Here is a 22,663-nt window from a genome sequence, read left to right as displayed (position 1 = left end):
TTCTCGCCATCATGGACAGCATGGATCCGGTCACCACCATCGTCTGGATCGTGTCGTTCGTTCTCGTCACGGTCACCGTCACCGGGCTGTCGCGCCGGGTGGGGTGGTCGGCTCCCGTCGTGCTCGTCGTGGTCGGTGCTGCCGCGTCCTTCGTGCCGGGGGTGCCCGTCGTCGCGCTCGAGCCGGAGGTCGTCCTCTTCGGCCTGCTGCCGCCGCTCCTCTTCGCCGCAGCGATCCAGACATCGATCGTCGATGTGCGCGCCAGGCGCGACGGCATCCTGCTGCTGTCGGTCGGGCTTGTGGCGTTCACCGTCTTCGTGGTGGGCTTCGCGACCTTCCTGGTCGTGCCGGCGATCACGCTGGCGGCGGCCTTCGCCTTCGGAGCGGTGGTGGCCCCGACCGACACGGTCGCCGTTCAAGCGGTGGCAGGGCGGGTCAAGCTACCACGACGACTCGTGACGGTGCTCGAAGGCGAGAGCCTGCTCAACGATGCGACAGCACTGGTCGCCTTGAACGCCAGCATCGCCGCCATCGTCAGCATCGTGAACCCGTGGGCGATCGGCGGCGACTTCGTCCTCGCGGTGGTCGTTGGAGTGGGCATCGGTCTCATCGTCGGGCTCGTCCTCGCGGTCATCCGCAAGCAGTTGCGGTCGCCCGTCCTCGACACGTCGCTCGCGCTCATCACGCCGTACCTGGCGTTCATCCCGTCGCAGTTGCTTCACGGTTCCGGAGTGCTCGCAGTGGTGGTGGCCGGCCTCTACCTGGGTTACCGCTCACCGACGATCCAGACTGCGGAAGCACGGATCGCGGAGACGATCAACTGGCGGACCATCAGCTTCCTGCTCGAGAACGCGGTCTTCCTGTTCATCGGGCTGGAGCTGCGGTCGATCCTCACCGCGGCGTTCACGTCCGGCATCACCGTCCCTCAGACCATCGGCATCAGCGTCGTCGTCCTTCTCGCCATCTTCCTCGCGCGGTTCGTCTGGATGGTGGGCACGACGGCCCTCTACCGTTACGGTCCCCGGCGGCTGAGAGAGCGCGGCTGGTCGTGGCCGACCGGGATCGCGGTGTCCTTCGCCGGGATCCGCGGCGTGGTGACCCTCGCTGCCGTATTCCTGCTGCCGACGCAGACGCCGCATCGGGAGTTCCTGCAATTCCTCGCCTTCGTCGTCGTCGTCGCCACGCTGCTCGAGGGGCTTGCGTTGCCATGGATCATCCGCAGGCTCAAGCTGCCGCCACCCGACTTCGCGCAGGAAGCCAGCGAGATGCAGCGGCTCCTCGCCGAGGCGCAGTCAGCCGGCCTTGAACATCTCGAGTCGCAGGTCACCGGCGACGAGGACGAGCGGGTCATCGAGCGGTTGCGGATCAACGCTCTGTTCCTGTCCGACGCGCTGGAGAACCCGTCCGCGGATGAGAGCGCCGACCTGCCGCTGGAGTACCGCAGACTGCGCAGGACGATGATCGTCGCGGAGCGGCAAGCGGTGCTCGAGGCGCGGGCCGAAGGGCGGTACCAGGAGCCGGCGGTGCGGTCGGTGCTCGCCTTCCTCGACGCCGAGGAGTCCGCGCTGAAGGCGGGCGGCGCAGACGGAAAGAAGCCGCTCATGTGAGGCCGCCTCCACCAGGACGAGACCAGGGCCGCGCCCTCCACCGCCTACGGGGCGGTCGGGCGCGCAGGCGGTGCGGCCGATGCTGCGCGGGACCCGGCACCTGCCTCGCCGACCGGCTCGGCGCTTGGGGGGAGGGCGGGCGCACTCCCCCGCGGGCGGCGGGCCCACAGGCGGGAGCGCTTCGACGAGAGGGCGAGCACCACAAGGATGTCGAGGGCGACGCCCAGCAGGTTGTTCCGGAGCGAGACTTCGGGGCCGCCGTTGAAGGAGTCGATGGCGGCGGTCACGATGATCACCGAGCTGAACGACATGGCCGCGATGCGGGCCCGGTTGCTGCCGAAGAGCACAAGGAGGGCGAGCAGGAAGTAGAGCACGAGGCCGGCACCGAAGACGCCCATCGCGATGCCCAGCACCAGGTTCGCCGAGTCCTCCTGGCCCGGTTTCAAGGCACCGGTGTTCAGCTCCGAGGCGACGAAAGCCTTCCAGTCCAGGAGGTTGAGGGCGATGAACAGGGCACCGGCGCCCACACGGAGCATCATCAGCAGGGCTCCGAGCACGGTCGGCACAGGCCGCCGCTCGGCGCGGGCCAGCCGGCGCGCGTCGGCGTCCGCCGCCACCCTCGCCGCCTCCGGGTCGACCAGGACCGCGCTCAGGTCGAGGACAGGGAGGTCGCCATCGGTGACGATGCTGTCTCCGCCGCCGTTGCGGGCGTGGTAGCCGGTCGAGAAGTCGCGGATGACCGACACCTCCACGCCGACGTCCGCGCCGAGCAGGGTGGACACGATGTGATCGCGCTCGATGTCGGTGTCCGCGTCGATCTTGTGGGTGATCTGGAGGGTGAACAGCGAGAACCCCACGGAGCGGTCGAAGGTTCCGGCGGCCAGCCACTCCACACGGTGGCCGCCGGGGAGCAGCCAGCCGTCCGGGCAGCGCCAGAAGCGCACGTGGTGGCGCTTCGCGGGGTTGCCCTTGACCTCCTGCTGGTACGCCACATCCTGCTGCCGGCCGAACAGGAACAACGGACTGACCGGCGCCTCGTCGTAGCTGCGACGCAACACGGTCGAGGCGATGATCCGCCAGCTGGATCGCAGCGTCACGTCGTCGGCGCGCGTCCACCCCGCCGCTCGCATCGCGTCGTCGAGCTGCGCCTCCGACCCCACCAAGGCCAGGTTGATGGGGTCGCCGAGCAGACCGTCGCTGGTGCGGGCCCGCCCGATGAAGTAGTCGGGGACGTAGATCTCGGTCAGGATCCTGTGCAGCCGCGGCAGCACGAGATACGCCAGCACGGCCCAGAACAGCACGAAGAAGAGGACGAGGAACCAGCCCCAGTCGAAGCTCGCCGTCAGCACCAGCCACGCCAGCCAGACAGCGGCCACGCCCCCGAACACGAAGAACGCGTAGTCGATGACGCTGCTCGCCGACACACGCCGACCGAGAGCCGAACGACTCTTCGGCACCTCCAGCGGCTCCCCCGTGCGGGACATGCCGCCATACTAGAGGGCCGCGGCCCGGTCGTAAGGTGGGCGCATGACCAGCATCCAGGACCGCGGCACCGAGCTGCGCCGGCTCCACGACGCCCCAGAGCTCCTCCAGGTGATCAACGTGTGGGACGCGATCAGCGCGCGCACGGTCGCGGACCTCCCCGACACCCGCGCGCTGGCAACCGCCAGCCACTCGATCGCCGCGACGCTCGGTTACGAGGACGGCGAGAACATCCCGCTCGACCTCATGCTCGACATGATCGGCCGCATCGTCGCCACCACCGACCTCCCGGTGAGCGCCGACCTCGAAAGCGGCTACGGCGACGCGGGCGAGACGATCCGCCGCGCGATCGGCGTCGGCGCCGTCGGAGCCAACCTCGAAGACCGGATGCGGCCCTTCGAAGAGGCGGTCGGCGCGGTCCGCGCGGCGGTGCGCGCCGCCGAGAGCGAGGGCGTTCCGTTCGCGCTCAACGCCCGCACCGACGTCTACCTGCGGGATTCGCTCCCCACGGACGAGGAGAAGGCCGAGGAGGCGATCCGCCGCGGCCGCGCATTCCTCGACGAAGGGGCGACCTGCGTGTTCGTCCCCGGGAAGCTCGACGAGCACACGGTGGAGCGCCTGGTCGGCGGCCTCGGCGCGCGCCGCCTCAGCGTCATCGCGGTCCCGGGATCCCTCACCCCCGCGCGCCTCCAGGAACTCGGCGTCGCCCGCGTGTCCTACGGGCCGTGGACGCAGCGGGTGGCGCTCACGGCGCTCCGCGAGACGGCCCTCGAGCTGTACGCCGGCGGGGCGCTCCCGCTCGGCACCCAACCGCTCAACTGAGCCACCGGAGGCGGCCCCCGACCGACGGAACCCCGCGGCGTAGGGTGAACGCATGAGCGACTTCCGGGCGATCGTGATCGAACAGCAGCTCGACGGGGGCCGGATCACCGCCCACAGCGCCGAAGTCCGGCGCGTCGGCGACGACATCCTGATGCCCGGCGACGTGACGGTCGCGGTGGAGTTCTCCGACCTCAACTTCAAGGACGGGCTCGCCATCGCCGGGCGCCCCGGCGTCGCGCGGACCTCGCCGCTCATCCCCGGCATCGACCTGGTCGGCACCGTGCAGCACTCCGACGACCCGCGCTGGCGGCCGGGAGACCGGGTGGTGCTGAACGGCTCCGGGATCGGCGAGAGCCACCACGGCGGCCTCGCCGAGCGGGCGCGCGTCGACGGCGACGCGCTGGTCCGCGTGCCCGACCAGCTCACCTCCGAGCAGGCGGCGGCGATCGGCACCGCCGGCTTCACCGCGATGCTCGCCGTCCTCGCGCTCGAACGCAACGGCGTCGACCCGCAGGAGGTCGCCGACTCGGGCAGCAGCGTCCTGGTCACGGGCGCCGCAGGCGGTGTCGGGTCCGTCGCCGTCGCCCTGCTGGCGAAACTGGGTTACCCGGTCACGGCGTCCACCGGGCGCGTGCAGGAGCAGGGCGACTACCTGCGCGACCTCGGCGCGACCTCGATCATCGACAGGTCCGCGCTCGAGGCGCCGGGGAAGCCGCTCCAGTCGCAGCGCTGGGCGGGCGCGGTCGACTCGGTCGGCAGCCAGACGCTGGCGAACGTGCTCGCGCAGACCCGTTACGGCGGCACTGTCGCCGCGTGCGGGCTCGCCCAGGGCCCGGACCTGCCAGCCACCGTCATGCCGTTCATCCTGCGCGCGGTCACCCTCGTCGGCATCAACTCGGTGGAGGCTCCGGCGGCGCTGCGCGAGACCGCGTGGCGCCGGCTCGCCGCCGACCTCGACGAGGAGGCGCTCGCGGCGATGACCCGGTTCATCCCGTTGGCGGACGCGATCCCCGCCGCAGACGACATCCTCGCCGGGCGGCTACGCGGCCGCACGGTGGTCGACGTCCGCGCCTGAAGGTCCGCGCCTGACGGCCCGCGCCTGACGTCCGCGCCTGACCGCCCCGGGGCAGACGCCTCGGTATGCTGGCGCAATGATCGTCCTCGCCACCGTCGTGGTCACCCTCGCCGCCGCGCTCCATATCGCGATCTTCTTCATGGAGAGCGTTGCCTGGACGCGCCCGACGGTCTGGAAGCGCTTCGGCGTCGCCAGCCAGGAGGCGGCGGACACGACCCGTCCGATGGCGTACAACCAGGGGTTCTACAACCTCTTCCTCGCCATCGGCGCCATCATCGGTCTGATCCTGTACGGGGTCGGCCAGCACATCGCCGGACTCGCGCTCATCATCTTCACCACCGCCTGCATGATCGGAGCGGCGGTCGTGCTGACGACGACCGGGCGCGGCTACCTGCGGCCGGCATTCATCCAGGGCATCCTGCCGCTGATCGGCCTCGTGCTGCTGCTGATCGGCATCGCCAACGGCGAGAGCTAGCGCAGCTCCACGGCGACCGACTCCGGCCGGAGCCCGCGCCCGATCAGACGCGAACTGACCGCCTGCATCGCCGGCGTCACCCCGTCGAGCGCCAGCCGCAGCGGCGCCGGGAGCGGATCGGGAAGCAGCCGCACGCCCTCCGGACGCGAGATGAACCGGTGCGCCGCGAGCTGGATGCGCTGCATCGCGGCCACCGGAGGCACGCGCCTGCGCTGGATCGCATCCAGCAGCCGAAGGTCGATCGTGCCCGCGAGCGCGTCGTCGTCCTGAAGCGGACCCGCGAGCGCGTTGGCGGCCGCGACGGCATCCTGGATCGCGTAGTTGACGCCGACGCCGAACGCGGGCGACATAGCATGCGCGGCATCACCGATCGCCAGGTAGCCGCGCCGGTACCAGCGCGGCAGCCGGTCGATCTGAACGCTGAGCAGCTTGACCTGGTCCCAGTCGGTCACCGTCTCGAGCACCGCCCTCAGATGAGGGGCCGCCTGCTCCACCGCGTCCCGGAAGGCGCCGAGCCCGCCCTCCTGCAACCGGCCGAAGCCGCCCTTCGCGATGACGAGCCCCACCTGGAGGTAGTCGTCGCGCTCGATCGTGACCACCATCCCGCCGCCCCCGATGTACGCGAGGGTGTGGGCGGGCTGGTTCTTAGGGCTGGGGAGGCGGAACCAGAGCACGTCGATCGGCACCCCGAAGGCGCGGGGACGGAGGCCGGCCTGCCCGCGGCGCTCGGAGCCGCGCCCGTCGGCCGAGACGACGAGGCGTGCCCGTACCTCGAGAGGGCCGTCCGGCCCGTTCGCGCGCAGGCCGCGCACCACATCGCCGTCCCAGATCAGCCCGGTCGCATCGGTGCTCATCAGCAGCCGGAAGTTCGGATAGGCCGCCGCCTCCGCTGCGAGGAAATTCAGGAAGTCCCACTGCGGCGCGAGCACGAGGAAGTCGTCCGGCGGCCGCAGCCTCCCGAAGTCGATCGCGTGCACGCGGTTGCCGTTCACCACGACATCCAGGCGCGGCACGCTCGTGTGCGGCAGGCCGAGGAACCGCTCCCGCAGACCCAGCTCGCCCAGCACGCCGATGGTGGACGGATGGATGGTGTCCCCGCGGAAGTCCCGGAAGGAGTCGGCGTGCTTCTCGAGCACCACCACGTCCACTCCGTTGCGGGCCAGGATCAGCCCGAGCATCATGCCCGCAGGGCCGCCCCCGGCGATGACGCACGTCGTCTGCAGCGTCTCCATGCACGGCAGCGTATCCTCCCGGCATGGCCATCATCGGCAGCGTCCTGCTCGCGGCGGCGGCGATCGTGCATCTGGTGTTCTTCGCGATGGAGAGCGTGCTCTGGCCGGCGCCGGGCGTGTGGCGGCGGTTCGGACTCCGGAGCCAGAAAGACGCGGACACCGTGCAGCCCATGGCGTACAACCAGGGGTTCTACAACCTGTTCCTCGCGGGCGGCGCTGTGGTCGGCCTCGCCCTCTACTGGACGACGCTGCGCCAGGTCGGCTTCGGCCTCATCTTCTTCTGCGGCACGTGCATGGTGCTCGCGTCGCTCGTGCTCATCACGACCGGCCGCCGGTACTGGCGCGCGGCTCTGCTGCAGGGCACACTGCCGCTGGCGGCGCTCATCCTGCTCGTGATCGCCGAGAACACGTGAGGCGGGCGGGCGTCAGTCGATGACGCCGCCGTCGGCCGCGAGCTCGCTGCCGTCGACCCGCAGCGCCTCCACCAGCCGGGCGGCGTGCGGGGTCGACACGATGATGCGGGAGTACTCCTCGCCGTCCAGGTCGATCACGACGGCGGCCCGCTGCTTGCCCTTGATGAGCAGGAAGTCCTTACCGCCGTGGAACTTCCAGGTGCCGAGCGAGAGTGTGAGCGGCACGGCTGCGCCGGGGGCCCGGATGCCGCGGATCCAGATCCACGGATCCTCCGTGATGGCGACGGACCGGATGCTGTCGCGCGGCACCACCAGATCCTCCCGCTTCATGGCCAGCACCTTCTCGGCCCGCGTGAGGTGGATCTCAAGACGGTCAGGGTGAACGTGCAGGTCGGCCATAGGTCTATCCTGCCAAGCCGGTGGCGCGGGAGGGCCGTGCGAAGCTCACAAACGGATTACTTTCACACGAAGCGCGGCACCGATGCCCGGCATGTATCCTTCTCGTCGTGGCAACGCAGCGACGTACTCCGGGCTCGCAGACTTCACTTCGTGAAGCCAACCGAGCCCGAATCGTCGACGCCATCAAGAAGCACGGCGGCCTGACCCAGGTCGAACTGGCGGGCGCGACGGGGCTCTCCCCGGCGACCGTTTCCAACATCGTCAAGGAGCTGTCGACCTCCGGCGTGCTGCACACCACGCAGAGCATCCGCTCGGGCCGGCGCGCCCAGCACGTCACGCTCGCGCACGCCCTCGGTCTCGTCGTCGGCGTCCACTTCTCGACCAGGCACCTGCGGGTGGCGCTCGCCGACGTCGCCCACACCGTGGTGGCCGAGAACCACATGCCGCTGGCGCGCGACCACCGGGCCGACAACGAACTCGACAAGGTCTCGCTGCTGCTGAACGACATGCTCGAGTCGGTGGATGCGTCCCGCGACGACCTCCTCGCGGTCGGCATCGCCGTGCCCGCGCCGATCGACAGGGCGACGGGGACGATCGCCCGCAGCGGCATCATGCGCGGCTGGGACGGCGTGGTCATCGCGGAGTCGATGGAACGGCGGATCAAACGCCCGGTGTTCGTCGACAACTCCGCCAACCTCGGCGCCCTCGGCGAGTCCCGCTTCGGGGCCGGACGCGGCAAGCGCAACACGATCACGCTCGACATCGGCGACGGGATCGGCGCGGGGCTGCTGCTCAACGGCCAATTGTTCCGCGGCAACCACGGCGTCGCCGGCGAGTTCGGCCACACCACGATCCGCGAGAACGGCCCGCTCTGCCGCTGCGGGAACCGCGGCTGCCTGGAGGCGCTTGCCGGCGGCCCCGCCATCCTGGACGAGCTGCGCGACCACCTCGGCAGCCTGAAGCTCGGCGACGTCGTGCTGCAGGCGATGGCGGGCGACGCCCGGTGCATCCGCGCGATCGGCGACGCCGGCCGGCACATCGGCGTCGCGACCGCCAACCTCTGCAACCTGATCGACCCGGAGCGGGTCGTGGTCGGCGGCGAGCTGGCCCGCGCGGGCGAGATCCTGCTCGGTCCGATGCGGCACGCCGTCGAGCGCTCGATCATCGTCAACCCCGACCTGATGCCGGACATCGTCCAGGGTCAGCTGGGCATCCGCGCGGCCGCTCTTGGCGCCGTCGCGTACGCCGTGGACTGCGTTTCGATCACGTCGTCCGGCGTCTCGTATTGAAACCGCTCTCACCGTGTCCCCCGAAAGCGTCTCGAACCGTTATCGAAAGTGTTGAATTCAAGTCTTGACGCCAAATCCCTCGGCTGGCACACTCAACGCAGCCGCCAACGAAGGCGGACCCGAATCGGAGGTTTTTCAATGAAGATCGCCACCAAGAGAGCGGTCATCGCGTCGGCCGCAATCCTGCTCACAGCCGTCACCCTCACAGCGTGTTCGAACGGTTCCGGAAACGGCTCGGGTGGGGGAAGCACCGACGACGCCGCCAACGCCCAGATCGGTCTCCTCCTGCCCGACTCGGTCACAGCACGATACGAGTCGGCGGACAAGCCGTTCTTCGAGGCGAAGATCAAGGAGCTCTGCTCCGGCTGCAAGGTCCTCTACGCGAACGCCGACGGCGACGCCAGCAAGCAGCAGCAGCAGGCGGAGTCGATGCTCACCCAGGGCGTCAAGGTCCTCGTCCTCGACCCGTTCGACGGCGAGGCGGCGGCATCCATCGTCGGCGAGGCCAAGGCGAAGAATGTGCCGGTCATCTCCTACGACCGCCTGATCAACAGCAAGGACCTGAACTACTACATCTCGTTCGACAACGAGAAGGTCGGTCAGCTGCAGGCCACGGCGCTCGTCGACAAGCTGAAGAAGGACGGCGTGCCCGCAGGTGCAGGCATCCTGATGGTCAACGGCTCGCCGACGGACAACAACGCCACGCTGTTCAAGAAGGGCGCGCACAGCGTCATCGACTCCAGCGGCTACAAGGTGCTGGCCGAGTTCGACACCCCCGGATGGGACCCCGCAAAGGCTCAGGACTGGGTGTCCGGCCAGGTCTCGCAGTTCAAGGACCAGATCAAGGGCGTCTACGCGGCGAACGACGGCACCGGCGGTGGCGCGATCGCGGCCATGAAGGCGGCCAACGTGAACCCGCTCCCGCCCGTCACCGGACAGGACGCCGAGCTCGCGGGCATCCAGCGCATCCTGATCGGCGACCAGTACATGACCGTGTACAAGGCGCTGAAGCCGGAGGCCGAGCAGGCGGCGACCCTCGCCATCGCGCTCACCAAGGGCCAGAAGCCGTCCGAGCAGACCACGGAGGTGGAGACCGCGGGCGGTGCCAAGATCGCCTCGATCCTGCTGAAGCCGGTCTCGGTGACCACCGACAACATCGAGTCGACGGTCGTCAAGGACAACTTCTACGGCCCCGACTCCGCCTCGAAGATCTGCACCGCGGACTACAAGGCGGCGTGCGACAAGTACGGCATCAAGTAAGAACCCGATAGGAACCCCGGCCCGGGATGCGCGTCCGCAACGGAAAAGCGCACCCCGGGCCGGGTGGTTCCGCTCTAGCCTGAGAACAGGAAGCATGCTGAGCACAGCTCGAAGGAGAACGCCGTGACCATGGAATCCGCCATCGTGGACGAGGAGCGGTCCAGCCGCAGGCCCGTCCTCTCCCTTCGGGGGATCTCGAAGGGATTCGGCGCCGTCCAAGCGCTCACCGACATCCACCTCGACGTCTACCCCGGTGAGGTGGTCGCCCTCGTCGGCGACAACGGCGCCGGCAAGTCGACGCTCGTCAAGATCCTCGCCGGCGTCCACCCGCAGGACGTCGGGACGATCGAGTTCGACGGTCAGGAGGTCAGCATCCCGACGCCCGCCGCCTCGCGCGAGCTCGGCATCGCCACCGTCTTCCAGGACCTCGCCCTGTGCGACAACCTCGACGTCGTCTCCAACCTCTTCCTCGGCCGGGAGATCACGCACGGGACACTGGACGAGGAGGAGATGGAGCAGCGCTCCTGGACCCTGCTGCGCCAGCTCTCGGCGCGCATCCCCTCGGTCCGGATCGCGGTCGCCTCGCTCTCCGGAGGCCAGCGGCAGACGGTCGCGATCGCCCGCTCGCTGATCGGCGACCCGCGCGTGGTGATCCTCGACGAGCCGACCGCGGCCCTCGGCGTCGCACAGACCGCCGAGGTGCTCAACCTCATCGAGCGGCTGCGCGAGCGCGGCCTCGGCGTCATCCTGATCAGCCACAACATGGCCGACGTGCAGGCCGTCGCAGACAGGGTCGCGGTGCTGCGCCTCGGCCGCAACAACGGCGACTTCCGCGTGCCGGAGGTCAGCTACGAGGAGATCATCTCCGCCATCACCGGCGCGACGGACAACGTGGTCGTGCGCCGTGCCGAACGGCTCATGGAAGCCGAAGAGACCCCGGAACGGAGCCCGGAAGCATGACCAAGGCAGACCAGCCAACGGGTGCGGAGCTGATCGACGGCGAGACGCCCACCCAGATCGCCGCCGACCTTCAGGACGAGCGGCTGATCCGCGACGAGGGCCTCCTCGGCGCCGTGCGCACCTTCGGTCGCCGCGTGCGCGTCGGCGACCTCGGATCGCTGCCCGTCGTGATCGGGCTCGCGGTCATCTGGGTCGTGTTCCAGATCCTCAACCCGAACTTCCTCAGCGCCAACAACCTGGTCAACCTGACGCTGCAGTGCGCGGCGATCGGGACGATCTCGATCGGCATCGTGCTGGTGCTGCTGCTCGGACAGATCGACCTGTCGGTCGGCTCGGTCAGCGGTGTCGCGGCCGCCATCCTCGGCGTCGGCTTCACGCAGCTGCACTGGCCCCTGTGGCTCACGGTGATCGTCGCCATCCTCGCGGGGTCGGCGATCGGCCTGCTGTACGGCTTCCTGTTCACCCGGTTCGGCGTGCCGAGCTTCGTGATCACACTGGCCGGTCTGCTCGGCTTCCTCGGCCTGCAGCTGTGGATCCTCGGGGCGAACAGCTCGATCAACATCCCGTACGACTCGTGGATCGTGCAGTTCGCGCAGCAGTGGTTCCTGCCGCCGTGGGCCGCGTACGCGCTCGCGGTGATCGCGGCCGCAGCGATGTTCTGGTCCGACTTCCGCCGGAACGTGCGGCGCCGCAAGGCGGGCCTGTCGGAGGGGTCGATGACGGTCGTCCTGGTGAAGGCGATCCTGCTGCTGGTCGGGCTCTGCATCAGCGTCTGGTACCTCTCGACCGACCGCGGGACCGGGGCGATGTTCCTGTTCTTCGTGGTGCTCGTGATCGTGATGAACTTCCTCCTCACCCGCACCCGCTGGGGCCGGTCGGTCTTCGCGGTCGGCGGATCGGTGGAGGCGGCACGCCGCGCCGGTATCCGCGTCAACCGGGTGTTCATCAGCGTGTTCATCCTCTGCTCGACGTTCGCGGCTGTCGGCGGCCTGCTGGCCGCGGCGCGGCTCGCTTCGGTCGGCGCGGGGTCGGGCGGCACCGACACCAACCTGAACGCCATCGCCGCGGCGGTCATCGGCGGCACCAGCCTCTTCGGTGGACGCGGCTCGGCGTGGTCGGCGCTGCTCGGCATCCTGGTCATCCAGTCGATCTCGAACGGCCTGACGCTGCTCAACCTGGACTCGTCGTACCGGTTCATGATCACCGGTGCGGTGCTGCTGCTCGCGGTCATCATCGACTCGCTGTCGCGGCGGTCGCGCGAGTCGCACGGCCAAGCCTAGGGACGCAGGTCCCTGCCCCGGGGCGGGCGTGGGAGAGTGGTGGGATGACCCGGACCACCACCTTCCGCGCCCGCCTTCTGCGTTCCGGCACGGAACCGCAGACGGTGACCGTGCGCGCCGCGTCGGACGCGCCGCCGCGCACCCTGCGCCGTGCAGCCGGCGGCGGCGGGATGCTGGAGTTCGACGTCTACGCGCTACTCGACGCCGACGGCTGGCCCGCATCCGCGACGTACACCTACGTCGAGTCCCTCTCCCGGGAGCCCGCCGCCCCCGACGCGTGACGCGCGCCCTCGAGTTGCACGTTGTGGCGGCTATTCGGGCGGAATAGCCGCCACAACGTGCAACTCGGCGCGGATGGGTCAGGGGGTGGCGGAGGCGGCGGCGCGGGCCGCGGCCGGGAGAGCGGCGAGGATGCGGTCGACGGCGGGCCCGTCGTGGGCGGCGGTGACGAACCAGGCCTCGAAGACGCTGGGCGGCAGCGAGACGCCGGCGTCGAGCATGGCGTGGAAGAACGCCCGGTAGCGGTACGCCTCCTGACGCTGCACCTCGGCGTACGTGCGCGGCGCCGCCGGGTAGTCGCCGAAGACGAAGCTGAACAGGTTGCCCGCGCGCTGCACGCGATGGGCGACGCCCTCCGCGGCCAGGGCGTCGGCGACCGCGGTCGACACCGTCTCCGCCACCGCGTCCAGCCGGTCGTAGACGGCCTCGTCGGCGAGCGCGAGGGTCGCCAGTCCCGCGGCGACGGCGACCGGGTTCCCGGACAGGGTGCCCGCCTGGTAGACGGGGCCGGCCGGGGCCAGGAAGTCCATCAGGTCGGCGCGGCCGCCGAGGGCCGCCAGCGGCATCCCTCCGCCGATGACCTTGCCGAAGGTGACCAGGTCGGGCGTGTAGCCGCGGTCGAGTCCCCAGTAGCCCGCCTCGCTCACGCGGAAGCCGGTGAGCACCTCGTCCAGGATGAGCAGCGCGCCGAACTCGTGCGCCAGGTCGGCGAGCGCGGCATTGAAGCCCTCGTCCGGCGGGACGACGCCCATGTTCGCGGCCGCGGCCTCGGTGATGACGGCGGCGATGTCCGGGCCCTGCGCCTCGAAGACCGCGCGCACGGCGTCCAGATCGTTGTACGGCAGCACGATGGTCTGCGCGGCCGTCGCCTCGGTGACGCCGGCCGAGCCGGGAAGCGCCAGGGTCGCGAGGCCGGAGCCGGCCTCGGCGAGCAGGCTGTCGGAGTGGCCGTGGTAGTGGCCGGCGAACTTGATCAGCAGCGGCCGGCCGGTGAACCCGCGCGCCAGGCGGATCGCGCTCATGGTCGCCTCGGTGCCGGTCGACACCAGGCGCAGCTTCTCGACGAAGGGTACCCGGCCGATCACGGCCTCGGCGAGCTCGGTCTCCGCGGGGGTCGAGGCGCCGAAGGACAGGCCGCGCGCGGCCGCCTGCTGCACGGCGTCCACCACGGCGGGATGGGCGTGGCCGAGGATGGCCGGCCCCCACGACGCGACGAGGTCGACGTACTCGCGTCCCTCCGCATCGGTCACATACGGGCCGCGGGCCGAGACGAGGAAGCGCGGCGTGCCGCCGACCGAGCGGAAGGCGCGGACGGGCGAGTTCACGCCGCCCGGGATGACGCGCTGCGCGCGCTCGAACTGCTCCACATTCGCGTCGGTCATCGCAGCCACCCCGCCACCTCGGTCGCCCAGTAGGTCATGATCGCGTCGGCCCCTGCGCGCTTGGCGCCGACCAGGGTCTCCTCGATGATCCTGTTGCGGTCGATCCAGCCGTTGGCCGCCGCCGCCTCCACCATCGCGTACTCGCCGGAGACCTGGTACGCCCACACCGGGACGTCGCTGATCGCGGCGACGTCGCTGAGCACGTCGAGGTAGCTGAGGGCCGGCTTCACCATGAGGATGTCGGCGCCCTCCTCAAGGTCGAGGCGCGCCTCGCGCAGGCCCTCGCGGCGGTTCGCCGGGTCCTGCTGGTAGGCGCGGCGGTCGCCGGAGAGCTGCGAGTCGACGGCCTCGCGGAACGGGCCGTAGAAGCCGGAGGCGTACTTGGCGGCGTAGGCGAGGATGACGACGTCGGTGTGCCCGGCGTCGTCGAGCGCCTCGCGGACCGCGGCGACCTGGCCGTCCATCATCCCGCTCAGTCCGAGCAGCTGCGAGCCCGCGTCGGCCTGCGCGACCGCCATGTCGCGGTAGCGGAGGAGGGTGGCGTCGTTGTCGACGTGGCCCCGGTCGTCCAGGACGCCGCAGTGGCCGTGGTCGGTGAACTCGTCGAGGCACAGGTCGGTCTGCACGACGAGCGCGTCGCCGACCTCGTCGGCCAGCACCCGGGTGGCGACGTTGAGGATGCCGTCGGGGTCGGTCGCGGCCGACCCGACCGCATCCCGCGTCTCGGGGACGCCGAAAAGCATGAGCCCGCCGACGCCGGCCTCCGCGGCATCGTTCACGACGCGCTTCAGGGAGTCGAGGCTGTGCTGCGAGACGCCCGGCATCGACCCGATCGGGACGGGCTCGGTCGCGCCCTCGCGCACGAACAGCGGGAGGATCAGCTCTGCGGGGTGGAGGCGGGTCTCGGCGGTCAGCCGGCGCATCGCCGGCGATTGCCGCAGCCGTCGGGGGCGGATGACGGGATGCAGTTCACTCACTCACCCGAGCCTACGCCGACCTCGCTGAACGCCCTCCCAGCCAGCGGCTCCGGAGTTGTTCGCGTTTTCGGAGCGCGAAAAGGTCGAAGAACTCAGGAGTTGTCGGCCTGGGCGGCGGCGCGGGAGAGGGCGACCTGCGCGACCGAGTCGATGAGGGAGGCGGCGGTGCGCTCGGCGGCGATCACGTCGACCCGCAGGCCGAAGGCGCGGGCGTCGCGGGCCGTCTGCGGTCCGATCGCGGCGATGAGCGTCGACTCGGGGACCGGGCCCAGCTGCTGCTGCACCTGCTCGGCGACCGAGCCGCTGGTGACGAGGATCGCCTGCACCAGCCCGTTGCGGACGTCCTGCACGACGGTCTCGGGCACCGGCACGCCGACCGTGCGGTACGCGACGACCGACTCGACGTCGTGCCCGATGCGCCGCAGCCCCTCGGTCAGGAGCGGCTTCGCGATCTCGGAGCGGAGGGTGAGGATGCGCAGCGGGAATGCGCCCTGCGTCGCGGCCTCCCACTCGGCCAGGAGGCCGCGGGCGGAGTTGTCCTCCGACGGGACGAGGTCGACGTGGTAGCCCGCGGCGGCGAGTGCGGCCGCGGTGGTCTCGCCGACCGCGGCGACCCGGGTCGTGGGCGGAACGACGGCGCGCTGAGCGCTGAGCACATCCACCGTGGTCGCGCTGGTGACGGTCATCCAGTCGAAGTCGCCGTTCGCGAGCCGGCTGAGCGCGGCCTCAAGCGCGGGGGCGTCGGCGGTCGGGGCGAAGTTGATCATCGCGGCGACGATCGGCGACGCGCCCTTCGACCGCAGGTCGGCCGCGACAGAGTCGCCCCAGGGGCCGCCGCGCGGCACGAGAACGCGCCAGCCGGCGAGGGGCTTCGGAGTCGGGGCCGTGTTCGTCATCGGGACTCCCCCAGTGGCGCCAGGTCGGCGGCGCCGGCCGCGAGAAGCTCGGCCACCACGCGGGCGCCGACGTCGTGCGCGGCCTCCTCCAGGTGGGCCGAGCCGAGCGAGTCCGGGGTGGCGGCGTGGGATGCCGTGAGCCGCTCCGTACCGTCGGGACGGTACACGGTCGCGGTGAGGAAGAGCAGGCCGTCGTCGACCAGCGCGGTCGCGCCGATCGGGGCGGCGCAGCCCGCCTCGAGACCGGCGAGCACGTCGCGCTCGGCGATCACGGAGGCGTGGGTGGTGACGTGGTCGACGGCGGAGAGCGCCCGGGCGATCGGCCCGCGCCCCTTCTCGTCGCCCGCGCGCACCTCGAGCGCCAGAGCGCCCTGGCCCGGCGCGGTCGGGATGAGGGAGAGCGGGAAGAAGTCGGTGACCGCGTCGATCCGGCCGAGGCGGCCGAGACCCGCGGCGGCCAGTACCACGGCATCCAGTTCGCCGTCGGCGACCTTGCCGAGCCGGGTGTCGACGTTGCCGCGCAGGTCGACGACCTCGAGGTCGGGCCGCTGCGCCTTCAGCTGCGCCACGCGGCGCGGCGAGCCGGTGCCGACCTTCGCACCCTCGGGCAGCGTCTCGAGCGTCAGGCCGTCGCGCGCGACGAGGGTGTCGCGGGCGTCCGCGCGCTTCGGGACGGCGCCGATCACGAGACCGTCGGCCGGCGCGGTCGGGAGGTCCTTGAGGGAGTGCACGACGAGGTCGACCTCGCCCGCGAGCAGCGCGTCGCGCAGGGCGGTCGCGAAGACCCCGGTGCCGCCCAGCTGGGCGAGGGACTCCCGCGAGACGTCGCCGTGGGTGGTCACCGTGACGAGTTCGACGTCGACCCCGGTGGCGCGCGCGATCGACTCGGCGACCGCCGTCGTCTGGGCGACGGCGAGCGCGCTGCCGCGCGTCCCGATCCGGAGCACGCCGTCGCGGCGCTCCGCGGCGCCGTCGACCCTCGTCACGGTCCCGGTCACGGTGCGAGCCCTGCCGCGGCCGGCTTGAAGCCGAGGCGGACGTTCTCGCAGCATCCCGGGCGGCAGACGTCGTACCAGGGGCCGATCGAGGTGACCGCCGGGCGCTGGTCGACGGGGACGCCGTCGCGGCGCTCCAGCACCAGGTCGACGAGCCCCTTCACGAAGGTCGCGTGGGTGCCGGGGGTCGGGACGCGGACGGCGACCAGGCCGTTCTCGTCGCTGGTCTCCATCGCCTCGTTGTCGAGGTCCCAGAGCACCTCCATGTGGTCGCTCATGAAGCCGAGCGGCACGATGACGACGGCCTTCACGCCGAGCGCGGGCAGCTCCGCGATGCGGTCGTTGATGTCGGGCTCGAGCCACGGCATCGACGGCGGGCCCGAACGGGACTGGTAGACCAGATCCCACTCGACCGTTCCCCCGGTCGCGGCGTGCGAGACGACCTCGGCGACGGCCAGGTGCTGCGCGGCGTACGCCCCGCCCTCGCCGAACCCGCGCTCGGCCGGACCGGACTTCGCGGCGTCGCTCGACGGGATGGAGTGCGTCGAGAAGAGGATGCGCACCTCGGTCGCCGGGTCGAGGCCGGGGAGCTTCTGCGTCAGCTCGTCGATGGCGTTCTTCACGCCCTCGATGAACGGCTCGACGAAGCCGGGGTGGTCGAAGAACTGGCGCACCTTGTCGATCTCGATGCGGCCGAGGAGGCCGGTCGACTCGAGCGCCGCCGCATAGTCCTCGCGGTACTGGCGGCAGCTGGAGTACGAGGAGTAGGCGCTCGTCGCGATGGCGATCAGCTTGGTGAAGCCGCGCTCGTCGGCCTCGCGCAGCGCGTCGGCGAGGTACGGGTCCCAGTTGCGGTTGCCCCACAGCACAGGGAGGTCGATGCCGCGCGAGGCGAGCTCCGCCTCGAGCGCCGCCTTGAGCTCGCGGTTCTGATCGTTGATGGGGCTGACGCCGCCGAAGTGGCGGTAGTGGTGCGCCACCTCCTCCAGCCGCTCCTCGGGGATGCCGCGGCCGCGGGTGACGTTGCGCAGGAACGGGATGACGTCGTCCTGCCCCTCGGGCCCGCCGAAGCCTGCGAGCAGGATCGCGTCGTACGCGACCGGCTCGGTGACGTGCTCGGGCCCGTCGGCGGCGGCGGGCGTCGCCCCCAGGACGCGCGGGGTGGTCGTGGCGTCGGTCACTGGAGGACCTCCACGACCTCGGCGGGCTGGATGCGCCGGCCCGTGAAGAACGGCACCTCCTCGCGCACGTGGCGGCGCGCCTCGGTGTAGCGCAGCTCGCGCATCATGTCGACCAGGTCGGTGAGCTCGTCGGCCTCCATCGGGAGCAGCCACTCGTAGTCGCCGAGCGCGAACGACGCGACCGTGTTGGCGATGACGGAGCGGAACGCGGCGCCCTTCCTGCCGTGATCGGCGAGCATCTTCGAGCGCTCGTCGTCGGGCAGCAGGTACCACTCGTAGCTGCGGACGAAGGGGTAGACGGTGAGCCAGCCCTTCGGCTCGACGCCGCGCAGGAAGCCGGGGACGTGCGCCTTGTTGAACTCGGCGTCGCGGTGGACGCCCATCGCGTTCCAGGTGGGGAGGAGCGCCTTCAGCAGCCGGGTGCGGCGCAGCTGGCGCAGGCCCCACTGCAGCGTCTCGGCTTCGGGACCGTGCAGCCAGATCATCACGTCGGCGTCGGCGCGGAGGCCGGACACGTCGTACAGGCCGCGGGTGGTCACACCCTGCAGCTCGATGTCGGCGATGACTCCCTCCAACTCGGAGACGGCCTTCGGCACGTCGGTGCCGTCGAGGTCGTCGGGGCGGGCGGGGTCACGGCGGAGCACGGCCCAGAGCGTGAAGCCGGTCGGGTTCTCGTCGGGGGTCTCGGGGGCGGACGACTCTGCCGGAACGGCAGCCGGGGTACTCATACCCACAGTCTCCCTCTGAAAGCTGAGAAGGCCAAAAAAGGGCGGCTGCTCACCGGCGGACGAGCCGGACGACGCCCCACACGATCCCCCCGACCGCCACCGCCACGCCGACCGAGAGGCCGACGAGGGCGGCAGGGTTCTCCTTCCGGAGCCGCTGGAGGCGCTCAGCGGTGCGCTTCGGGACGTTGAGCTTGTACTCGATGGCGTCGATCGTCGCCGCCAGCTCGGCGCGGGCGCGATCGACGTCGCTGCGGTCAGTTGTCATACTTCCCCAGTCCCTTCAGCGCGTCGGCGTCCTGCTTGATGCTCGCGATGGTCTGCGACGGCGCCACGCCGTCCATCTTCTTGAACGACCGGGCGCCGATCAGCGCCAGCACGACCGCGATCACGACGAGCGCGCCGAAGACGATCAGCGCGGCCGCCCACGCGGGCAGCGCCACCGCGATCCCGAGGATCGCCGCCGCGACGAGGGTGCCGAAGGCGAAGAAGAGGAGGAACGCGGCGAAGGCGAAAAGTCCTATGCCGACCCCGGCATACTTCGCCTTCTCGGCGAACTCGGCCTTCAGGTGGTTGAGCTCGGCCTTGAGGAGCTCGACGACGAGACGTGGGAGGTCGGAGACCAGTGCTCCGAGCGAACGGGCGCGTGCTCCGGCGGCGGCCGGCTGTTCACGGTCGGTCATCGGCGTCTCCCCTCATCGTTTCCGTAGAGTACCCCCGTCAGGACGACGTGTCGCCGGGGCGTTCGGCCTGACGGATCGCGGCCTCGGCGGCCGGGGACGGCGGATAGGGGGCGCGGGCCTCCCGGCGGCGCTGGTTCGCACGGACGATCGCGCGCTTCACGGTGATGTAGACGGTGTCGGGGAACTCGCCCGCCTTCTCCGCCACGAAGTCCTCGACCGCGTGTACCTGCTTCTGCACGGCCGGGGACTGCCACGCGCGGGTGGCGGCCTCCTTGAGCTGGTCGTAGCGTTCGCGTCCGGCGCGCGCGCCGAGCACGAAGCCCACCGCCGCTCCGGCGACGAAGAGGAGTTTGCCCCGCATACCGTGTCCCTCTCTCGAGTCTGTTCAGTCGTCTGCTGTGCCGGTCTCCGCACGGAGGGCATCTGTCAGACCCTTCCAGCGCAGACCTCGCACACGTTCGGCCGTGCGGCGCGCATCCGGGATCACGGAGGCGAGGCCCGTGCCGGTGAGCCAGGACCCGGTGACCTCGAGACCCTCGACGCCGTCGACCTCGGAGCGGACCCGCTGGATGCGTTCCCGCTGCCCCACTGTCGCATAAGGCAGGGCGTTCGTCCAGGGGGTCCGCGCGAATGCGGTCACGGAGGATTCCGGGAACGGAATATTGAGCAGCCGCGCCACGTCGGCGACGGCCTGCGCCTTGAGTTCGTCGTCGCCCAGCCCGAGGGTGTCCGCCGGACGGCCGGCCCGGCCGTAGGAGAGCCGGACCACGTGTGTGCCGTCGCCCGCCGCCTCCGCCACCCACGCCCACTTGGCGCTGGAGTGCGTCATCGCCTTGGCCTTCACGTCGGATCCGGGCAGGTCGGCCACCAGCACGCCCGTGCCCACGGGAGTCGTGTCCAGTCGCTCGTCGGCCACCACGAGGGTGACGAGCTCGACGCTGGAGGCGGCCGGCCAGTCGAGCCCGGCGAGCGCCGCGAGCGCGGGGTCGGCGGAGGCCAGCAGCTCGAGGGACGCATCGGCCGGCGACGCGAGCACGACCGCGTCGGCGGCGAGCTCCTCGCCGTCGGCGAGACGGACCACCCAGCGGGCCTCCTGCTCCTGCTCCTCCGCGTCGAGCTCCTCCGCGTCGGGCTCCTCCGCGAGGATCGAGTCGACGACGACCTGCGCCGCCTCCTCGGCCGTCGGCGGCGACCACGGCTCGACCGCAGCGACCGGCGCGCCGGTGCGCAGCACGCCGCCTCGCGCCTCGATATCCGCGGCGAGCGCCTGCGGGAGCCGCCACATCCCTCCGCGGATGCCCCCGACCGCGCTGCCGGCCTTCGACGCCGACCGCAGTTCGCCGACCGCGCCGGAGAGCGAGCCGAGCCGGGTCAGGGCTGCGTTGAGGCCGGGCGCGACGACGTCCACATCCAGTTCGTCCGGTGAGGCCGAGTACACGCCGGTCGCGACCGGCGCCACGAGCAGGTCGAGCACCTTCCGGCCCATGCGCTTGCGCACGAGGGTGCCGAGGCGGCGCTCCGTGCCGATCTTCAGCACGGGCGTCAGGCGGTCGAGGTACGCGCGCAGCGCACCCGACCAGCCGATCGCGTCCACGACGTCGCGGGCGAGCGGAGAGCTCGGGATGCCGAGCAGCCCGGCCTTGGGCAGCGGGACCGACCGCGAGCCGTGCCGCACCCACGCGCCGGACGGGTTCGGCTGCACGACGTCGCCGCCGAGGCCCAGGTCGTCGAGCAGCTCTGCGACGTGACCGCCCCGGGTGGCGAAGCTCTCGGCGCCGGCGTCGAGCGTCATCCCGCCGATCTCCAGCGGTGCGACGCTGCCGCCGACGCGGTCCGACCCCTCCAGCAGGGTGACGGCGAAACCGGGACGCGCGCACTCGCGGGCGACGACCAGGCCGGCCATCCCGCCGCCGATCACGACGATCCGGGTCGGCGGCGCCTCGACGGCGTGGCGGATCTCGTCGCCGAGGTCGTCGGCGTGTCCGCCCTGCGCGTCGTCCGGCAGGTCGCTCATTCCGGTCGCCACCCGTGGACGAGCTCGACCACGCGGGTGAGCACGGTCGGGTCGGTCTCCGGCGGCACGCCGTGCCCCAGGTTGAGCACATGGGCGGGCGCCTCACGGCCGCGGTCGAGCACGTCGCGGACGTGCGCCTCCAGCACCGCCCACGGAGCGTCGAGCATCGCGGGGTCGACGTTGCCCTGCACCGGCACGACGTGGCCGAGGCGACGGCTCGCCTCGTCGAGCGGGATGCGGTAGTCGACGCCGACCGTGTCCGCGCCCACCTCGTGCATCGCCTTCAGCAGCTCGCCGGTCCCGACGCCGAAGTGGACGAGCGGCACGTTGCGCACCAGCTCGTCGATCGGCGGCTCCGCGCCCGCCGACGCAGGCTGCGGGACCTCGTACGCCAGGTCGCGCACGTGCGACAACGCACGGGCGGAGGCCGGCGCGACGTGGGTCGTGTAGTCGTGCAGCGAGAGGGAGCCGGCCCACGAGTCGAACAGCTGCGCCGCACTGGCGCCGGAGAGCACCTGGGCGCGAAGGAAGGCGCCGGAGATGTCGGCCGTCCAGGCCATGAGGCGCGCCCACGCCTCCGGGTCGGCGTGCATCAGGGTGCGCGCACGGATGTGGTCCTTCGACGGGCCGCCCTCCACCAGGTACGCGGCCAGGGTGAACGGTGCGCCGGCGAAGCCGATGAGCGGGGTCTCCCCCAGCTCGGCGATCGTCAGGCGCACGGCCTCCTGGATGGGCGCGAACACCTCGTCGCCGAGCGACGCCGGGTCGATGGCGGTCAGCCGGTCGACGTCGGCCGCCGTGCGCACGGGCTGCTCGAACACCGGGCCTTTGCCGGGGACGATCTCCACCGCCACGCCGGCGAGCTTCAGGGGCACGACGATGTCGCTGAAGAAGATGCCCGCATCCACCTTGTGGCGGCGGACGGGCTGCAGTGTGATCTCGCTCGCCATCGCGGGGTCGAGGCACGCGTCGAGCATGCGCGTGCCGACGCGCAGCTCGCGGTACTCGGGCAGGGAGCGGCCGGCCTGGCGCATGAACCAGACCGGGGTCACCTCCTGGCGCTCGCCCTGGTAGGCCCGCACGAGGCGGCTGGACGCGGTGCGGCCGGAGGAGAGGGGATGTTCGGGTCCGAGGGAGGTCACCACACGATTCTGCCAGTGCCGTGTCTGGTGGGAACCTGGGGGCTGAACGGAAGCTGTGGGCCGATTCGAAGTCGATCGAACGCAAGCGTAGGCTT

24 protein-coding genes are annotated in these 22,663 nt (G+C 71.3%); 10 read left to right on the top strand and 14 right to left on the bottom strand.

Going from position 1 to position 22,663, the window contains the following annotated elements:
- Window positions 1-20 precede the first annotated feature (20 nt).
- The gene (locus tag P5G59_RS13505) at window positions 21-1,607 is read left to right on the top strand and encodes a cation:proton antiporter (protein ID WP_301219508.1); all 1,587 of its coding nucleotides are present in this window, start codon (window positions 21-23) and stop codon (window positions 1,605-1,607) included.
- Window positions 1,608-1,651: 44 nt separating this feature from the next.
- Here the strand turns inward: P5G59_RS13505 and P5G59_RS13500 are convergent, their stop codons facing one another.
- On the bottom strand, window positions 1,652-3,091 hold the full coding sequence (locus P5G59_RS13500; RefSeq protein WP_301219507.1) for an LssY C-terminal domain-containing protein: 1,440 nt from the start codon (window positions 3,089-3,091) through the stop codon (window positions 1,652-1,654).
- 43 nt (window positions 3,092-3,134) lie between these two features.
- Between P5G59_RS13500 and P5G59_RS13495 the strand changes: the two genes are divergently transcribed.
- From P5G59_RS13495 to P5G59_RS13485, 3 genes are all read left to right on the top strand, one after another.
- Window positions 3,135-3,911 carry an isocitrate lyase/PEP mutase family protein gene (locus tag P5G59_RS13495; protein WP_301219506.1) on the top strand — a complete coding sequence of 259 codons (777 nt, stop codon included), beginning with the start codon at window positions 3,135-3,137 and terminating at the stop codon, window positions 3,909-3,911.
- 52 nt (window positions 3,912-3,963) lie between these two features.
- Window positions 3,964-4,986 (top strand): acrylyl-CoA reductase (NADPH), encoded by a 1,023-nt coding sequence (gene acuI / locus P5G59_RS13490; RefSeq protein WP_301219505.1) that lies wholly within the window; start codon window positions 3,964-3,966, stop codon window positions 4,984-4,986.
- A gap of 76 nt (window positions 4,987-5,062) precedes the next feature.
- Window positions 5,063-5,461: a DUF1304 domain-containing protein gene (locus P5G59_RS13485; protein WP_301219504.1), complete on the top strand. Its 399-nt coding sequence runs from the start codon at window positions 5,063-5,065 to the stop codon at window positions 5,459-5,461.
- Here the strand turns inward: P5G59_RS13485 and P5G59_RS13480 are convergent.
- A complete protein-coding gene (locus P5G59_RS13480) occupies window positions 5,458-6,693 on the bottom strand; it encodes an FAD-dependent oxidoreductase (RefSeq protein WP_301219503.1) in 1,236 nt (411 codons plus the stop codon). The two genes, P5G59_RS13485 and P5G59_RS13480, sit on opposite strands and share 4 nt — an antisense overlap.
- 23 nt (window positions 6,694-6,716) lie before the next feature.
- On the opposite strand from P5G59_RS13480, the gene P5G59_RS13475 reads away from it, so the two are divergent.
- On the top strand, window positions 6,717-7,106 hold the full coding sequence (locus P5G59_RS13475; protein WP_301219502.1) for a DUF1304 domain-containing protein: 390 nt from the start codon (window positions 6,717-6,719) through the stop codon (window positions 7,104-7,106).
- 12 nt (window positions 7,107-7,118) lie between these two features.
- Here P5G59_RS13475 and P5G59_RS13470 read toward each other — a convergent pair whose 3' ends face one another.
- Window positions 7,119-7,505 carry a hypothetical protein gene (locus tag P5G59_RS13470; RefSeq protein WP_175337498.1) on the bottom strand — a complete coding sequence of 129 codons (387 nt, stop codon included), beginning with the start codon at window positions 7,503-7,505 and terminating at the stop codon, window positions 7,119-7,121.
- Window positions 7,506-7,612: 107 nt separating this feature from the next.
- Here P5G59_RS13470 and P5G59_RS13465 point away from each other — a divergent pair, with 107 nt between their 5' ends.
- The 5 genes from P5G59_RS13465 (at window position 7,613) to P5G59_RS13445 (ending at window position 12,575) form a co-directional block, all read left to right on the top strand.
- On the top strand, window positions 7,613-8,794 hold the full coding sequence (locus P5G59_RS13465; RefSeq protein ID WP_301219501.1) for an ROK family transcriptional regulator: 1,182 nt from the start codon (window positions 7,613-7,615) through the stop codon (window positions 8,792-8,794).
- Window positions 8,795-8,932: 138 nt separating this feature from the next.
- Window positions 8,933-10,054 (top strand): ABC transporter substrate-binding protein, encoded by a 1,122-nt coding sequence (locus tag P5G59_RS13460; protein WP_301219500.1) that lies wholly within the window; start codon window positions 8,933-8,935, stop codon window positions 10,052-10,054.
- Between the two features lie 129 nt (window positions 10,055-10,183).
- Window positions 10,184-11,014 carry an ATP-binding cassette domain-containing protein gene (locus tag P5G59_RS13455; protein WP_301219622.1) on the top strand — a complete coding sequence of 277 codons (831 nt, stop codon included), beginning with the start codon at window positions 10,184-10,186 and terminating at the stop codon, window positions 11,012-11,014.
- A complete protein-coding gene (locus P5G59_RS13450; protein WP_301219499.1) occupies window positions 11,011-12,294 on the top strand; it encodes a sugar ABC transporter permease in 1,284 nt (427 codons plus the stop codon). Before P5G59_RS13455 ends, P5G59_RS13450 begins: the two co-directional genes overlap by 4 nt.
- Window positions 12,295-12,338: 44 nt before the next feature.
- On the top strand, window positions 12,339-12,575 hold the full coding sequence (locus P5G59_RS13445) for a hypothetical protein (protein ID WP_175337495.1): 237 nt from the start codon (window positions 12,339-12,341) through the stop codon (window positions 12,573-12,575).
- Window positions 12,576-12,653: 78 nt separating this feature from the next.
- Here P5G59_RS13445 and hemL read toward each other — a convergent pair whose 3' ends face one another.
- From hemL to hemE, 11 genes are all read right to left on the bottom strand, one after another.
- Window positions 12,654-13,955, bottom strand: a complete 1,302-nt coding sequence (gene hemL / locus P5G59_RS13440) for a glutamate-1-semialdehyde 2,1-aminomutase (protein WP_301219498.1) — start codon at window positions 13,953-13,955, stop codon at window positions 12,654-12,656.
- The gene (hemB, locus tag P5G59_RS13435; RefSeq protein WP_301219621.1) at window positions 13,952-14,878 is read right to left on the bottom strand and encodes a porphobilinogen synthase; all 927 of its coding nucleotides are present in this window, start codon (window positions 14,876-14,878) and stop codon (window positions 13,952-13,954) included. The genes hemL and hemB overlap by 4 nt, the downstream gene beginning before the upstream one ends.
- 146 nt (window positions 14,879-15,024) lie before the next feature.
- Window positions 15,025-15,828 (bottom strand): uroporphyrinogen-III synthase, encoded by an 804-nt coding sequence (locus tag P5G59_RS13430; protein ID WP_301219497.1) that lies wholly within the window; start codon window positions 15,826-15,828, stop codon window positions 15,025-15,027.
- Window positions 15,825-16,826, bottom strand: coding sequence for a hydroxymethylbilane synthase (gene hemC / locus P5G59_RS13425; protein ID WP_301219496.1), 1,002 nt, complete (start codon window positions 16,824-16,826; stop codon window positions 15,825-15,827). The genes P5G59_RS13430 and hemC overlap by 4 nt, the downstream gene beginning before the upstream one ends.
- Complete coding sequence (locus tag P5G59_RS13420; RefSeq protein WP_301219495.1) at window positions 16,823-18,004, bottom strand: ferrochelatase; 1,182 nt, start codon at window positions 18,002-18,004, stop codon at window positions 16,823-16,825. Before P5G59_RS13420 ends, hemC begins: the two co-directional genes overlap by 4 nt.
- Window positions 18,001-18,732, bottom strand: coding sequence for a hydrogen peroxide-dependent heme synthase (gene hemQ / locus P5G59_RS13415; RefSeq protein WP_301219494.1), 732 nt, complete (start codon window positions 18,730-18,732; stop codon window positions 18,001-18,003). The genes P5G59_RS13420 and hemQ overlap by 4 nt, the downstream gene beginning before the upstream one ends.
- Window positions 18,733-18,781: 49 nt before the next feature.
- Complete coding sequence (locus P5G59_RS13410) at window positions 18,782-18,997, bottom strand: DUF3618 domain-containing protein (protein ID WP_301219493.1); 216 nt, start codon at window positions 18,995-18,997, stop codon at window positions 18,782-18,784.
- A complete protein-coding gene (locus tag P5G59_RS13405) occupies window positions 18,987-19,412 on the bottom strand; it encodes a phage holin family protein (protein ID WP_301219492.1) in 426 nt (141 codons plus the stop codon). Before P5G59_RS13405 ends, P5G59_RS13410 begins: the two co-directional genes overlap by 11 nt.
- A 37-nt stretch (window positions 19,413-19,449) precedes the next feature.
- Window positions 19,450-19,773, bottom strand: a complete 324-nt coding sequence (locus P5G59_RS13400; protein ID WP_301219491.1) for a hypothetical protein — start codon at window positions 19,771-19,773, stop codon at window positions 19,450-19,452.
- Window positions 19,774-19,797: 24 nt separating this feature from the next.
- Window positions 19,798-21,426, bottom strand: coding sequence for a protoporphyrinogen/coproporphyrinogen oxidase (locus P5G59_RS13395; protein ID WP_301219490.1), 1,629 nt, complete (start codon window positions 21,424-21,426; stop codon window positions 19,798-19,800).
- Window positions 21,423-22,571 (bottom strand): uroporphyrinogen decarboxylase, encoded by a 1,149-nt coding sequence (gene hemE / locus P5G59_RS13390; RefSeq protein ID WP_301219489.1) that lies wholly within the window; start codon window positions 22,569-22,571, stop codon window positions 21,423-21,425. Before hemE ends, P5G59_RS13395 begins: the two co-directional genes overlap by 4 nt.
- Between the last annotated feature and the right edge of the window lie 92 nt (window positions 22,572-22,663).

This window comes from Leifsonia virtsii, from assembly GCF_030433675.1.
In the GTDB taxonomy this organism is placed as follows: domain Bacteria; phylum Actinomycetota; class Actinomycetes; order Actinomycetales; family Microbacteriaceae; genus Leifsonia; species Leifsonia virtsii.
The sequence above is the reverse complement of the archived record's forward strand: the minus strand, read 5'-3'. Positions and strand labels throughout refer to the sequence as shown.

Coding starts and splice junctions, on each gene's coding strand:
- hemL (WP_301219498.1), bottom strand. CDS start 13,955: ATGACCGACGCGAATGTGGAGCAGTTCGAGCGCGCGCAGCGCGTCATC.
- P5G59_RS13495 (WP_301219506.1), top strand. CDS start 3,135: ATGACCAGCATCCAGGACCGCGGCACCGAGCTGCGCCGGCTCCACGAC.
- P5G59_RS13470 (WP_175337498.1), bottom strand. CDS start 7,505: ATGGCCGACCTGCACGTTCACCCTGACCGTCTTGAGATCCACCTCACG.
- P5G59_RS13505 (WP_301219508.1), top strand. CDS start 21: ATGGATCCGGTCACCACCATCGTCTGGATCGTGTCGTTCGTTCTCGTC.
- P5G59_RS13460 (WP_301219500.1), top strand. CDS start 8,933: ATGAAGATCGCCACCAAGAGAGCGGTCATCGCGTCGGCCGCAATCCTG.
- P5G59_RS13500 (WP_301219507.1), bottom strand. CDS start 3,091: ATGTCCCGCACGGGGGAGCCGCTGGAGGTGCCGAAGAGTCGTTCGGCT.
- P5G59_RS13485 (WP_301219504.1), top strand. CDS start 5,063: ATGATCGTCCTCGCCACCGTCGTGGTCACCCTCGCCGCCGCGCTCCAT.
- hemQ (WP_301219494.1), bottom strand. CDS start 18,732: ATGAGTACCCCGGCTGCCGTTCCGGCAGAGTCGTCCGCCCCCGAGACC.
- P5G59_RS13395 (WP_301219490.1), bottom strand. CDS start 21,426: ATGAGCGACCTGCCGGACGACGCGCAGGGCGGACACGCCGACGACCTC.
- P5G59_RS13430 (WP_301219497.1), bottom strand. CDS start 15,828: ATGACGAACACGGCCCCGACTCCGAAGCCCCTCGCCGGCTGGCGCGTT.
- P5G59_RS13400 (WP_301219491.1), bottom strand. CDS start 19,773: ATGCGGGGCAAACTCCTCTTCGTCGCCGGAGCGGCGGTGGGCTTCGTG.
- hemB (WP_301219621.1), bottom strand. CDS start 14,878: ATGCGCCGGCTGACCGCCGAGACCCGCCTCCACCCCGCAGAGCTGATC.
- P5G59_RS13455 (WP_301219622.1), top strand. CDS start 10,184: ATGGAATCCGCCATCGTGGACGAGGAGCGGTCCAGCCGCAGGCCCGTC.
- P5G59_RS13405 (WP_301219492.1), bottom strand. CDS start 19,412: ATGACCGACCGTGAACAGCCGGCCGCCGCCGGAGCACGCGCCCGTTCG.
- acuI (WP_301219505.1), top strand. CDS start 3,964: ATGAGCGACTTCCGGGCGATCGTGATCGAACAGCAGCTCGACGGGGGC.
- P5G59_RS13445 (WP_175337495.1), top strand. CDS start 12,339: ATGACCCGGACCACCACCTTCCGCGCCCGCCTTCTGCGTTCCGGCACG.
- P5G59_RS13450 (WP_301219499.1), top strand. CDS start 11,011: ATGACCAAGGCAGACCAGCCAACGGGTGCGGAGCTGATCGACGGCGAG.
- P5G59_RS13480 (WP_301219503.1), bottom strand. CDS start 6,693: ATGGAGACGCTGCAGACGACGTGCGTCATCGCCGGGGGCGGCCCTGCG.
- P5G59_RS13410 (WP_301219493.1), bottom strand. CDS start 18,997: ATGACAACTGACCGCAGCGACGTCGATCGCGCCCGCGCCGAGCTGGCG.
- P5G59_RS13475 (WP_301219502.1), top strand. CDS start 6,717: ATGGCCATCATCGGCAGCGTCCTGCTCGCGGCGGCGGCGATCGTGCAT.